This window comes from Klebsiella sp. RIT-PI-d, from assembly GCF_001187865.1.
Lineage (GTDB): Bacteria > Pseudomonadota > Gammaproteobacteria > Enterobacterales > Enterobacteriaceae > Superficieibacter.
On sequence record NZ_LGIT01000009.1, the window covers coordinates 2,190,410 to 2,204,641 of the forward strand.

At 55.2% G+C, this 14,232-nt stretch carries 8 protein-coding genes; all 8 read right to left on the bottom strand.

Going from position 1 to position 14,232, the window contains the following annotated elements; all coding sequences use genetic code 11:
- Positions 1-57 precede the first annotated feature (57 nt).
- The gene (locus tag AC791_RS16560; RefSeq protein ID WP_049841492.1) at positions 58-1,224 is read right to left on the bottom strand and encodes a bifunctional tRNA (adenosine(37)-C2)-methyltransferase TrmG/ribosomal RNA large subunit methyltransferase RlmN; all 1,167 of its coding nucleotides are present in this window, start codon (positions 1,222-1,224) and stop codon (positions 58-60) included.
- A gap of 151 nt (positions 1,225-1,375) precedes the next feature.
- Positions 1,376-1,807: a nucleoside-diphosphate kinase gene (gene ndk / locus AC791_RS16565; RefSeq protein WP_049841493.1), complete on the bottom strand. Its 432-nt coding sequence runs from the start codon at positions 1,805-1,807 to the stop codon at positions 1,376-1,378.
- Positions 1,808-1,929: 122 nt separating this feature from the next.
- A complete protein-coding gene (locus tag AC791_RS16570) occupies positions 1,930-2,808 on the bottom strand; it encodes a 4Fe-4S binding protein (protein ID WP_148677812.1) in 879 nt (292 codons plus the stop codon).
- A 2-nt stretch (positions 2,809-2,810) separates the two neighbouring features.
- Positions 2,811-3,611: a dimethyl sulfoxide reductase anchor subunit family protein gene (locus tag AC791_RS16575; RefSeq protein ID WP_049841495.1), complete on the bottom strand. Its 801-nt coding sequence runs from the start codon at positions 3,609-3,611 to the stop codon at positions 2,811-2,813.
- Positions 3,604-4,233 carry a DMSO/selenate family reductase complex B subunit gene (locus tag AC791_RS16580; protein WP_049841496.1) on the bottom strand — a complete coding sequence of 210 codons (630 nt, stop codon included), beginning with the start codon at positions 4,231-4,233 and terminating at the stop codon, positions 3,604-3,606. The genes AC791_RS16575 and AC791_RS16580 overlap by 8 nt, the downstream gene beginning before the upstream one ends.
- On the bottom strand, positions 4,230-6,611 hold the full coding sequence (locus AC791_RS16585) for a DMSO/selenate family reductase complex A subunit (RefSeq protein WP_049841497.1): 2,382 nt from the start codon (positions 6,609-6,611) through the stop codon (positions 4,230-4,232). The genes AC791_RS16580 and AC791_RS16585 overlap by 4 nt, the downstream gene beginning before the upstream one ends.
- 180 nt (positions 6,612-6,791) lie before the next feature.
- Positions 6,792-9,113 carry a peptidoglycan glycosyltransferase PbpC gene (pbpC, locus tag AC791_RS16590; protein ID WP_049841498.1) on the bottom strand — a complete coding sequence of 774 codons (2,322 nt, stop codon included), beginning with the start codon at positions 9,111-9,113 and terminating at the stop codon, positions 6,792-6,794.
- A gap of 1 nt (position 9,114) precedes the next feature.
- Complete coding sequence (locus tag AC791_RS16595; RefSeq protein WP_049841499.1) at positions 9,115-14,073, bottom strand: alpha-2-macroglobulin family protein; 4,959 nt, start codon at positions 14,071-14,073, stop codon at positions 9,115-9,117.
- Between the last annotated feature and the right edge of the window lie 159 nt (positions 14,074-14,232).

Below are 14,232 nucleotides of genomic sequence, written 5' to 3' on the forward strand. Positions count from 1 at the left end.
AACTATTCAGGATATCTATAGACTACGCACCCGCCATGGCACGTAGCAATCAGATTATCAGACCGCCTTGACAGCAATCGGTTCACCCTGCATCCGCTTACGCATTGTACGCTTCGTGCGGTCAATGACATCCCCTGCCAGCTGTCCGCAGGCTGCGTCAATGTCATCACCACGGGTTTTACGCACGATGGTGGTAAACCCATAACTCATCAGTACTTTACAGAAACGGTCAATACGGCTATTTGAACTTCGGCCATAAGGCGCACCGGGGAACGGGTTCCATGGGATCAGGTTAATCTTACACGGCGTATCTTTGAGCAGTTCAGCCAGCTCATGCGCATGCTCAGTCCCGTCATTAACGTGATCCAGCATGACATACTCGATGGTCACTCGTCCCTGATTAGCATTGGATTTCTCCAGATAGCGGCGCACAGAGTTAAGGAACGTTTCGATATTGTACTTTTTGTTGATCGGAACAATTTCGTCACGGATTTGATCGTTAGGCGCGTGCAGAGAAATAGCCAGTGCAACGTCAATCATATCGCCCAGTTTATCCAGTGCCGGCACCACACCCGAGGTAGAAAGCGTAACGCGACGTTTAGACAGACCAAAACCAAAGTCGTCCAGCATGATTTCCATGGCAGGCACAACATTGGTGAGATTGAGAAGCGGTTCGCCCATACCCATCATCACGACGTTGGTGATAGGACGAGTTCCGGTCACTTTTGCCGCGCCGACAATTTTTGCTGCTCGCCACACCTGGCCGATAATTTCCGACACCCGCAGATTGCGGTTAAAGCCCTGCTGAGCCGTAGAGCAGAATTTGCATTCCAGCGCACAGCCTACCTGGGAGGAAACGCACAGCGTGGCGCGATCGTCTTCCGGAATATAGACCGTCTCAACGCGCTGATCGCCGACAGCAATTGCCCATTTGATGGTGCCATCTGAAGAACGTTGCTCTTCAACCACTTCAGGCGCACGGATTTCCGCGACCTCTTTAAGCTTGTTACGCAGCACTTTGTTGATATCCGTCATATCGTCAAAGCTGTCGCTGCAGTAGTGGTACATCCACTTCATGACCTGATCGGCACGGAAGGGTTTTTCACCTAAATCTTTAAAAAATTCGCGCATCTGCTGACGGTTAAGATCCAGCAGGTTAATTTTTGCATCTTTATTGGCAACCGCCGGGATGGCGATTTCAGGCGTGACATTAAGTTCTGACATAATTTAATCCGGCCTCGTTATTACACGTTATGGCCCCTGGAGGGTTAAAAAGAAACGCCCCGTTAAACGGGGGCGCTGTATTGTACAAATAATGCTGCACGGATGCCACGCCTGCGCGCGACATTCGTGAAATAAAGTGTAAAGACGAGGATTAGCGGGTGCGCGGGCACACTTCGCCTTCAGCGAAGAAATAGGCGATTTCACGCTCGGCAGATTCAACAGAATCAGAGCCGTGAGTGCCGTTTTCGGTCAGGCTGTCAGCATAATCTGCACGCAGTGTGCCAGCCAGAGCGTTTGCCGGATTGGTGGCACCCAGGATTTCACGATGACGACGGACGGCATCTTCGCCTTCCAGTACGGTCACGACAATCGGGCCGGAGGTCATGAAAGAGACCAGACCGTCAAAGAAAGGCTTGCCCTGATGCTCTGCATAGAAGCCGCCCGCTTTCTCAGAGGTGAGATGCAGCATTTTAGTACCGACAATTTTCAATCCTGCTGTTTCAAAACGAGCAAAGATACTGCCAATAACGTTTTTTGCCACCGCATTAGGTTTGATGATGGAAAAAGTACGTTCAATAGCCATGATAACCTCTGTTTGTTGATCTACCGTTGCACATCGCGCGGGATTCGGGAGCGCGAATTATAATGAGCAACCGGGGCATTGCCTATGGATGGAGATAACATTTTTTTAAAATAAAATGAGTTTTAGCAACAATTACGGCGCATACCGTGTTGATGCTGACGACAAACTGCGCACGGAGCCTGTTTATTTTCCCACGCTGCATAAATACGCTGGCAGTTGGGGCAGCGTACTTTGAAGCACACCTGCTGACTGATAGTAGAAAGACGTGGCCCTGTTTCGATGGTTAATGCCTGATATGGGCAGACATCCTCACAGCGTTTGCAATCGGTACATTTTGCGGATTCTATTTCAAAAAACTGTTCGGTTAGCAGCAATGCCTGTTGCGGACAAACGCGCGTGCAGGCTCCGCAAAGTTGACAGCGCTGCGGGTCAATATGCGGGACAGCCTCACTAAAATGCGGATAAAGCTGGCGTATGAGACGCCGGCCTGCTGGTGCCGTGGCGCTGCGTAGCGTACTTTCGCGTACGTGGAACGCGGTCCGCTTCACGACATCGACATGGGATCTGGCAGGGGGAATGAGCCGCCAGCCAGGCTCCTGATACTGTTGCAATAACAGATTCAGGCGAGCAACCGCCAGCGCCCAGCCAGGCTGCTGGTCTATATCACAGACAACTGCCCGGATATGATAGAGACGATGCCAGACCAGCAGCTCCGCGGGGCTGGCCGGCTGCCGTGAGAGTGGAGCAACCAGTGCCTCATCCCGGTAATAACGCGACGGGGTGCTGATACCGCCGATGGCGTCAACAGGACAAGCAAACAGACAATCGCCACAGTTCAGACAGCGCTCACTATTAAGCGTAACCCGCCCTTCGGCACAGGTTAACGCCTGCATCGGGCAGGCATCCACGCACGCCCGACAGGAGGAGTGGCGCAGAAGGTGATGCGTACAGGCGGCACCGATTGCCGGTGCCACCTCAGCGTGTGCGAGGATAAAACGCACGGTTATCCAATACTAAAAAAGACGAAACGGAGGATCGCTTCTGCGGCAAGCAGCAGCAAACCGCCGCACACCAGAGCGCCGTTTATTTTACGCAGTCCACCTACCGCAAAACAGACAAAACCGATTACTGACATTATCCAGCCGGTTAAAAAGACAGTGTGCAGTTGTTGCAGTCGGATAAGCGGAGTATGCGGCAGAGTGACGACCTGTTGGCTGGCCTCCACGATCGCGCTGGACCACAGCGGCTGGACCAATAACCGGCTTAACACCATCATTGCCACAACCGCTACGCTATATTTCGCCAGCGCTGGTAAACAGGCCCACCGGCTTTTCAGCGCCATCAGCGTAATCAGGACTGAACCGACGATCCCGGCAGTACCGTAAAACAGGAACAGAGTATTGATATGTTGCCAGGTGACCACTGCGGTATGCATGTAGATTTGCCCCATGCAGTACACATCGACAACGCCCAATAGCGCCGCCAGCGGCAGCAGCTGTCGTCCCCCCGGCATACGGAGGATCATCAGAAATCCACTCAACCCCAGTACAGCGAGGTAAAGCGAGGCAAACACCACTTCACGGCTAAGCCAGGAGCTGGCAACATGCCGCAGCGCATTCAACGCATTCAGTGGATATCCCATATGCAGCATGGAGGCCAGCAGCCCGATACATGCCATCACAAAGGCAAGGATAATGCCTGGAAGCACGGTACCAGCGCGGGAGCGCAGTACCGACAGCCACACTGTCACGCCAACCGAGCCCTGCAATAGCAGGGTAAAGAGCAGTAGCGGTAACTCATGCATGATGCTGCTCCTCTTTTTCTGCGCCCTGATGCGGTTTAATCACCAGATTTGGCCGGGTGATCGTCGCCTCCGGCAAGCCTTTGACGCTGTTGACGCTGCCATATTTTTCGCGCAGTTCGTCGATGGGACCAAATTTAATCGCTCCCAGCGGACACGTTGCCACGCAGACCGGCTGTTCGCCCTTAGCCTGTAAATCAATGCAAAAATCGCATTTTGACATCTGCCCGGTTTGCGTATTGAACTGTGGCGCACCGTAAGGACAGGACCACGCACAGTAGCCACAGCCGACGCATTTATCGGTATTCACGCGCACAATGCCGTCGCCAGGACGTTTATGCATTGCGGTGGTCGGGCAATTTTTGGTACAGACGGGATCGGCACAATGGTTACAGGAGATTGAAAGCGTATAAGCAAAAACGTTGTTTTGTACCCCGCCCTGCCCGGTTGGCATAAATCCGCCACCGCTCACTTCATAGACGCGCCGAAAGCGACGCCCCACTTCCAGATCGTGTTTGTCTTTGCAGGCAACCTGACAGGCCTTGCAGCCGGAACAGCGCGAAGAATCAATAAAAAAGCCCAGCTGTTTGTCACTCACCGGCGGGAAATCAATAAACTGACTCATGCTTTGGCTACCTCTACAAGCATAGTTTGATGGGAGTTACCTTTTGCCAGCGCCGTAATACGCGCCGAACTCAACACATTGGCGCAGCCGCCGCGATCGATACCTTCGGCATCGGGTTGCCACCAGGCGCCGGCCTGCATTGCCACTACGCCCGGAATAATGCGCGGCGTGACTTCAGCGGGCACGATACTGATGCCGCGATCGTTATGAATACGCACTTCATCTCCCTGACGGATGCCGCGCTTTTGCGCGTCCTGCGGGTTGATCCACAGTTTCTGGATTTGTACTTCCTGAAGCCACGGGTTGGCGTACTGCGTCGAGTTGGCGCGGTTTTTCCCTTTCCAGGTGATAAGCTGCAGCGGATACTTTTCGCTAAGCGTATCTTCCGGGCCTTCATGTGCGGGCACATAGTGGGATAGCGCCGGGATCTCCGGATGGTGCATGTCGTACAGGCGTTTAGAAAAGATTTCTATTTTGCCGGACGGCGTCGGGAACGGATGATTTTCTGGATCGCGAATATTGTCCTCAAAGGCGATATACGGCTCGCTTTTGAACAGGTGCTGACGCGTTTTTTGCAGGGTGGCGAAATCCGGCAGGTTTTCATCCGGCATGGCCAGGCGTGTCTGCTCCCAGATATGAGCGATCCACTGCTTCTCATCACGTCCCTGGCTGAACGCCTTCTCAATACCCAATTTCGCCGCAACATCGCGCAGCCATTCGTAGTCAGAGCGGCGTTCAAACTCCGGCTCGATCAGTTTTTCAGACAGCACCAGATAGCTGCCGGTGCCCCAGGATTCGCCTATGTTCCAGCGCTCCATAAAACTGGTTTCCGGCAGCAGCAGATCGGCATATTTAGCACTGGGCGTCATAAACAGATCGCTTGCCACGATGAACTCAATTTTCGATTCATCCTCCAGAAGACGCGCGGCCTGATGCAGGTCCGGGTTCTGGTTAGTCAGGTAGTTTCCCGCCAGCGAAAACAGCAGGCGGATATTGCTGTCGAGTTTTTCCGCGTCTTTCAGTCCGTCCTGCGGCGTGACTTTTGATGCATCATCGGCGGCCTGCATCCAGTTCATGACGGAGATTTTTGCCTTAACCGGGTTATCCGGCATGTCTGGTCCAACGCAGAATTTGCGGTTAGCACTGCCACCATAGCCGGCTGCCCAGCCACCTTTTATTCCGACGTTGCCGGTGATGGTCGCCAGCAGAGTAGAGCCGCGGGCGGTGCGCTCACCACAGTTATGCCGCTGCGGGCCCCAGCCCTGGATAAGCGCGGCCGGTTTTGTATTGGCGTAATCGCGCGCCAGCTGGCGGATAGTTTGTGCCGGTACATGCGTAATGACTTCTGCCCACTCGGGCGTTTTACGTATACCGTCTTTTGCCCCGGTCAAATAGGCCATCAGCGATTCATTTTCAGGAACACCTTCGGGCATTGACGCTTCATCAAAACCGACTGTATGCCGACGAATAAACGTTTCGTCATGCAGATTTTCAGTAATGATGACGTACATCATCGCATCCATTAATGCGTTATCCGTAGTGGGTAATAGCGGGATCCACTGATCGGCCAGCGATGAAACGGTGTCAGAATACCGCGGGTCGACCACGATAAAGCGCGTTCCGTTCTGTTTCATCTGCTGGAAAAAGTGGTTGCTGTGACCGAAGATACTTTCGGTTGGGTTGTGCCCCCAGAGGATCACCAGTTTGGTGTCAAGTAGCGTATCCAGCGAGTTACCGCTGGCGGCTGTTCCGTAAGTATAGGGTGTGGCAGCAGCCGTGTTGCCCATGCTGACCGAATGGTAAGCAGACAGAAAGCCTCCGGTCATATTAAGCAGTCGCTGCGCCATTAAATTACCCGAGAAAGTGCCGCCGGAGGTAGCGGTACCCACGTGCATATAACGCGATGCGGGACCATATTTTTCAGTAATGCTGTTGAGCTTATCAGCGATAAGCGTCGTCGCCTCATCCCAGCTAATGCGTTCGAACTTCCCTTCTCCACGCTTACCGACGCGTTTCATCGGGTATTTCAGACGGTCAGGGTGATAAACAAATTTACGATAGCCGCGGCCGCGCACGCAGGCGCGCATCACGGGCATTTGTGGATCGAGGGCATCGTCCGGACGCGTGGAAATACGGGTAACCACACCGTCCTGTACGTGGGCTCGAATATCACACTTTCCGCCACAGTCGAAGGTGCTACAGGTGTGAACCACGCGTTCGGCCGCCGCAGTGCCCTTCGTTGGCTGAGCCGACTGGCTGGCTGCGCGGCCAGGTGCGGAGAAGAAAGGCAGCGTAATCAGAGCAGAGCTGGCCTGGAGAAAATGTCGCCGTGAGAGATGAGGTAATATCGCCTCATCCAGGCTATTTTTGGTACTCATAGTCGTCTTCCATAAATGAAAGCGATTCTGCGGCTTTTAGCGCCATTATCCTTTGACGCTCATCAAATAACCCTAAGGTATTAATTTATAAGTAACTTAAAGAAAATGATTCTCATTTATTAATGATGGCTTATTGACCGTTGTGGGAGATATAACGGCCATTTCAGCTCCGGCGCCGTTTTAACGTAGCGCAAAGTTGACTGTTGCGACCTGCCCCCCCTCATCCATCACCACCAACTGGTAGTCCTGCGGTTTTTCCAGTTGCAGAGTGATGACATTATCCGCACTGCTCAATGCTTCACCATTTAAAAACCACCACCTGCGCCCCTCTCCCCTGGTTGTCTGTACAGAAAGTGAAACGCTCATCCGCCCCGGCAGATGGCGAATGACCGCACCTTCACGTACGCCGGAAAGCACCAGCGGCAGAAAATTTTGCTGCTGGCGGGGCGGACAAACGGAAGAGGATTCAGGCAGACGGGCGGCGCGGCGCTCAGTTGCCGGTAACCACGGCTCCAGCGGTAGCGGCCAGACCTGAAGCTCTTTCTGTACCGCGCCCTGGCAATCAGCAGCAACTCCCTGACCCTGCGCGTTCAGCCAGACGGGAAAGCGAATGCCCCTGATCCCTTCCTGCCCCGGCAGGAGCAGCGTCGGCGGCTGGCTATTATCCAGCAGCCAGGTCGCCAGACGGCGGCGACAGTTATCATCCCCGGCGGGTAAAGTCTGGCCACCCGGCCAGCATATGGTGGCGGCACTGACCGATGACGGACGCGGATCTACCGGGATACGCTCTCCGGCAGCGGTGGGGCGAGACTGCAAAATATTATTCAACTGATTAAGCAGCGGCACAGCACTGGCAAAACCAAACTGACCGGCGACGGGCGTTCCGTCCGGGCGTCCGGTCCAGATACCAATAATATACCGGGCGTTAAGACCCACTGCCCACGCATCACGGTAACCATAGCTGGTGCCGGTTTTCCATGCCAGCGGAGCCACACGCGGCAGGGAACCCTCGGGCAGAGGCTGTTCTTCTCCCCCGAGAATTCGCCGAATGATCCAGGCAGAGCCGGGGGACAATAATGGCCGTTCAATAAGCGGATCGTCAGGCAGTAATCTTAAACGCCCCGCGTTGCCGTGACGCGCAAAAGCACTGTAAGCCGCTGCAATGTCTTCAAGTCTTGCGCCTGCACCACCGAGGATCAGCGCAAGGTTGGGTTGCGCGTTGGCAGGCAGGATCAGGGGTAACCCGGCATTGCGTAACCGTGCGGCAAATTGTTTCGGGCCATACGCTTCCAGTACCTGAACGGCAGGCAAATTGAGCGAACGCACCAGCGCATCGCTCATACTGACCGGGCCGTGAAATCCGCTGTCAAAGTTACCCGGCCGATAATCTCCCACCCGGCGCGGCACATCCTGTAGCAGTGACGCAGGATGGATCAGCCCTTCATCCATCGCCATACCGTATACGAAAGGCTTAAGTACCGATCCCGGCGATCGAAGTGCGGCCACCATGTCAACATGACCAAAACGGCTATCGTCATTGATATCAGCCGACCCTACCCAGCCGCGCACTTTCATGTTCGTGTGGTCAACGACGATCATCGCCATTGAACTGCGCGGAGGTAAACGTGATTTCCAGTTCATTGCCAGCTCTTCCATTTGCCGCTGAAGGGTGGCATCGAGCGTGGTAACGACTTTATCCTGTCGGCTTTTTGCCAGTACCCGGCGTGAGAAAAGCGGTGCCAGCTGCGGCATCTGGCGAGGGAAAAGCCATACTGGCTCCTGCTGCGCCTCTTTTACCTGCGTAGCAGGCCACACCCCCTGGGTTAACATCCGGTCGAGGACTTTATCGCGCGCAGCCTGAGCGCGTTCTGGCCAGCGGTCGGGGCGCAGTCGGCTGGGAGCCTGAGGCAAAACCGCCAGCAGAGCAGCTTCAGAATAGCTAAGCTGCGCAGGTGCTTTCCCAAGATACGCCCAGCTGGCCGCACCGACCCCCTGTAACGTTCCGCCAAACGGCGCACGATTAAGATAAAGCGTCAGGATGTCACGTTTAGAGAGATGCCACTCCAGCTGCATTGCACGCCAGATCTGGCGAAACTTGCCGCCGAAAGTACGGGGATGAGGGTCGAGCAGACGGGCGACCTGCATGGTCAGCGTGCTTCCTCCGGAAACAATGTGTCCGGAGGTCAGATCCTGCCAGGCCGCACGAGCAATTGCCAGCGGATTAATACCCGGATGCTTCCAGAACCAGCGATCTTCATATTGCAGTAATGCTTCGGTATAGCGCGGTGAGACATCTTCCGGCGTCACCGGATAACGCCAGATGCCCTCGGCATCGGCAAAGCGCCATAGCGGCGTACCGTCTTCGGCCACCACCACACGTGCGGGTGTGACTTCATACAACGGCAGCGGCCAAAGGCGATCGGCAATCATGACGATTAACCACAGTATTACTGGCAAACCCGCCAGCCACAGCCAGCGGGTTTTTATTTTACGCAGTACCATCTTATGGCGTAACGATCAGCGGTCCGGTCGTCGTTCCGGTAGCGCGCCACTGCGGAACATACATGGATTCTACCTGCGGTGCAGGCAGCTGATAGGTACCCGGGGTGACGGCACGTGCCAAATACACCAGCGTCACGGGCTGCCCTTCGTTGACGGCAACGGCGGCCACGAAGCGATCGTCGCGGAACTCAACGTGCTGAATATCTGACTGCTGCATCTGAGTCACCAGCGCCTGAATTTCCGTAGCGTTGTCATCAAGACTGGCGCTGCTGTTAGCGAGATTCTGGTTTTCCAGTTCAAGTCCGGCAGGAAGCAGATCGACAACCAGCGCATCCGGCACATTCTGGCTGGCAGTCACTTCAAGCTGAACCAGCACCAGATCGCCACTGCGCAGAGCATTGAGCGATTTTGTCTGCCCTTTGGTGTCATAGAGATGACGCTCAATATGCAGCACATTGCTTGACGGTGCAGGGGCATATTCAGGATAGCCGGTACTGTCAAGGCGCAGCCACAGCGGCTGGCTACCGGTGTTGGTCACCTGGAGCGCTGACAGCTGGTCGGCATCCACGTTACGCACCTGCGCTTTGCCTGCACTCAGCGGCTGCGCCTCAAGAGAGGTTTGGGCCTGCCAGTTACCCGGCAGATCCTGCAGTCCGCGCGCAGCCAGGAACAGCGCATTGGTTTCCTGGGTCGACAACCAGCGTTGGCTAAATGCCTCTTCCGAAAGCGACGTTAGTAAGCGATTTTGCCGATCCGGCAGCAGGTTATTTTCTTTTAGCAACGTCAGCATCAGAGCGTTATCACGCAGCACGCTACCGTAGTCGGCAACCCAGACGCGATCGCTGGCACGCGGAGTACTCATCGCCAGCGTGAGCGCCTGTTCGCTACGTGGCGCATCGCCCATGGCTTTTAGAGCAATACTAAGCTGCAACAGCGGCAGTCCGGACGCCGCCTGCTGGTGACGATCCCAGATTTCACGCAGTGCGCCCAGCGGTGCTTTTTGCTGACGAGCCAGTACCAGCCCGGCATAAGCCTGAGCGGCAAAACGGCTTGCCTGCGTGTTATCGCTGTAGCGAATGGTCATTAATCCCGGCTCCTGAAGATAACGCAGAAGACGGTTATTGCCTTTACTCATGGCATCAGGCGGCACGCTGTAGCCCTGCTCACTGGCGCGAACCAGGAAATCCATTACGTAGGCTGTCAGCCAGTACTCTTCCTGACCGTCTTTACTCCACAGCGCAAAGCCGCCGTCTTCACGCTGCATTTGCAGCAGTCGGGAAATGCCGAGATCAATGGCCGCGCGGCGCTGCTCATCGCTATCGCCTTTAATGCCCAGCGCGCTAAGCTGCGCGGCACTGGTATACAGTGACGGGAACAACCCGCTGGTGGTTTGCTCAAGGCAACCGTAAGGATAGGCCTTCAGTTCGCGGATGTAGCGCGCCAGATTCAACGGCGGCTTGCCGCTCAGCATCAGCTGCCCCTGCAGGGTTGCAGGCGACATATTCTGCAGTGCATTAGCAGGTATCTGCCAGCTTTCACCGGCCTGAAGCATAGCGCCAAGATTTACCGTGCGGGCAGGAAACGCCGGACGCACGCCCAGCTTCCACTGTTTCTGTACCGGCGGCAGATTTTCACCAGGCAGGTTAACACCGCTGATGGTGGCATTAATTTCGCCATCACCGTAACCGTCCTGAGCGCTGACCGGCACAAACAGGGTGACACGTACGCCCGGCGCAATTTTCAGCGGCTCCGGTTGCGAACCTTCGAGGGTCAGTAAGCCGCTGGCTTTCAGGGCAACATTGAGAGTTTGCGGCTGGTCAGTCAGGTTGGTGATATCCAGAGTCAAACGTGAAGAGTCACCGCCGGCAATAAAGCGCGGCATGTTCAGTTCAGCAATCACCGGGGCAGCAACCACCACTTTTTCTTCGCTGCTGCCGAAATCTTCAGCGGTCCAGGCCTGCGCCATTACCCGAAGCTCACCGTTAAAGTCACCAATGGGCAGGGTTACAGTCCCTTCACCGTTAGCATCAAGAACGACCGGCTGCGCCTGCTGGGCAATAATGTTGACGTGATTAACCGGCGGCTTACCACCCCGGTTTAATTCGTCACCATCCCCACCGAATCGCAGGCTGGCAAGACGTCCCTGGCCTTCAATAACCTGGCCATAGATATCGTAAATATCGGCCCCGTAGCGTTTCTGACCAAAGAAAGCTTTCCACGGATCGGGCGTCACGTAATCGGTGATATTCAGTACGCCGCTGTCCACGGCAGAGAGCAGGACGTTAACCTGTTTCGGCAGCGCGCCCTCTTTCACACTCGCCTTCACTTTTACCGTCAGCGGCTGCTCGGGGCGCATTTTTTGCGGGCTATCCAGCGTAATATTCAGACGGCGGCTTTCATCGCCCATCGGCAAATGCAAAATGCCTACGGCGCGTTTTGGCGTCGCTGAGCGGGATTTATCGCCGGGGCGGACCACCAGCGTGCTCAGGTAGAGATCGTGACGGTTCCAGTTTTTATCCACTGGAATTGAGAGATCCATACCTTCGGCAGGAACGTCAATTTCCTGCCACCAGAGCGGGCCCTCGCTGGATTCAACCATTGCATAACCCTTACCCGCCGCCGGCGCGGCCACGTGCAGTTTAAGCGTGTCGCCCGGTTTATAGAATGCTTTGTCGAGCTTCATCGTCACGCGATCCGGACGTGCAGCGCCAGTACCGTCGCTGTTATCCTGCCAGCTGTACCCGGCCCAGAAGCGTACGCTGCTGACCGTGTCATTTGGCGCTTTAACTTCCAGACGGTAGGAGCCCCATTCAACCGGGAAGCTGACTTTTCCGGTAGCATCCGCCGCCAGATCTAATGATTGCTCCCCTTCCACCAGATCTTTTTGATCGAACTGCGATTCCCAGCCCTCGTTTTCAGACCAGTTCCAGAAATAGTCGCGGCGCTCGCGAATAAGGCGAACCTGTAGACCGGAAACGGCTTTTTTCTGCCCCTGCGCATTGGCATAGACAATATCGAACGCGGCGTTGCTGTTTTCTTCAACGACCGGCTGATTGACGGTGGCATCGGTACGGTAGTCATATACCGCTTTGCTGGCAAACTGCGGGCGAATACCCGGCAGCGTATCCGCAGGCCAGATGGCCTGTTCAGCACGACGGGTCACCGGACGACCACCAGACTCCAGCAGGCTGGCCTGTAGCAGGACCTGCAGAGGTGAGTGCGCCTCCTGCCACTGGCTATCCGCACTGACCTGTCCACGGCCTTTAGCATCGAGCTTCAGATTAACTTCGTCCAGCGTACGCGAGAGATTATCCTCACTAATATTACCGAACTGGAAGCCCGGCAACGCGTCAACGGCTTCACGCAGCGGGCGCAAGAATAATTTGCCCTGGAGCGTATTGCTGGCGGCCGGTGCGCCATACAGATAGTAGCCAACGACATCAAAGTTAACGCTATCAGCCGGCGCCAGCGGCGTTTTTTGCGCGGTCAAATTCAGCGCCATGCGCTCAGGCATAAAATCTTCGACGTTAAAATCCCACAGGCGCGGCTGGTTATCGCCGGTATTAGCACGAATATGCCACATGCCGGTTGTCGCGCTGCTTTCAAGCGGATAGGTAAAGCGATAGAGGCCGTTTTCTGCCTTACTGACCACAGTGCGGATCACCTGTCCGTCAGGTTTGATGACCTCAAGCTTAACCGGCTGATCGGCCAGCGCCTTGCCGTTGCTGTCGCGCAGAAGACCGTTGAGGATCACCGTTTCGCCCGGACGATAGAGATCGCGTGGACCAAACATGAAAAATTGTTTGCTGTAGCCCGGATCGCCGGCAATTTTGAACTCTGCCAGATCGAGCGCTGGCAGGTTGAGATCCAATAAAGTGGTCTGCCCGTCTTTACGTGCCAGCAGCAGTGCGCCGGGCTTATCGCTTTGTAACGTGGTACGCCCATGGCTGTCGCTGGTCGCCTGCGCCAGCGTCTGCCCTTTTTCATTGAGCAATGTGACATCAACACCCGACTGTAACGCCCCGTTTTCCAGGCTCTGGGTAAAGACTTCCAGGCGATTGTGGTAGCGGTGAGTCGAAAGACCAATGTCGCTGAGGGTAAAAAGCGTGGCGGCATTACTGTAACTGTAATGCCCGGCCTGATTCATCACGGCGATATACACGCCTGCCTGCTGCAACGGTTTGATGTCACCCAGCGGCAACATTAGCTTTTCCTGGGTATTTTTGGCCGGATTAAGATCAAAACGCCCGGTATAGACCAGGTCCGCCATTTTTAGCAGTTCGTCAGATTCCCAGTTGGAGAGTGAACTACGGTACTCCCACTGGCTGACAAAGGCCGCCAGCGATTCGGGCTTAACGCGAAAGAAATTGATATCGATGTTATTGACGTTCAGCGCCATCACCGGCAGCCCTTCAACGACTTTGCCCGGCAGCAGCGAACCGCGGCTGGCAAACCCGACGGAAGGCTGAATATTACGTGTGGTTATGGCTTTCTCGAATGACTGCCCGAACGTGGCTTTATTCAGGGCCGTTACCCCGCTGTCAACGGTCAGTACGAGGTTGCGGTTAGGCTCGAGATGGCGCAGCCGCAGCTCTTTCAGATTGGGGGCCAGCTCCCATGCACCGTCAACTTTGCCCTCCTTCTTGTCGACCAGATGGACGGTGCGCGAAAAATCCTGTTCGGGATCGAGCGGAATAGAGAAGGTCAGGACCAGCGTGGCCGCACCTTCCAGCTGAACTTCGGAGGCATCCAGCAGGTTCAGTGCTTTTCCCTGGCTTTGCGCTGTCATTTTTTTGATTTGTTCAGCGTCAGGCTTTGCCGGCGTGGTTTTCGCCTGCGCCGGGGCAGATGCAGGCGCCGCCTGGGCTGCCGCCTGAGGTTTAGTATTGTCATCGCATCCAGCAAGGCTGAAGGCGGCCACCAGCGTAAGCGCTAATGTTGTCAGGCGGAACTGTTTCATTTTTGAATCCCTGGCCAAAAAGCCGTCAATCACGGTTGACAATATTATGCGCGACTTTCAGGAATACAACAGCCCCAATAATGGTTGTTGAATCTTTATCGCAAGATATTTTTCACCGTTGCAAGTTGTTACATCGCTCACACTCTGAAAAGTAACATG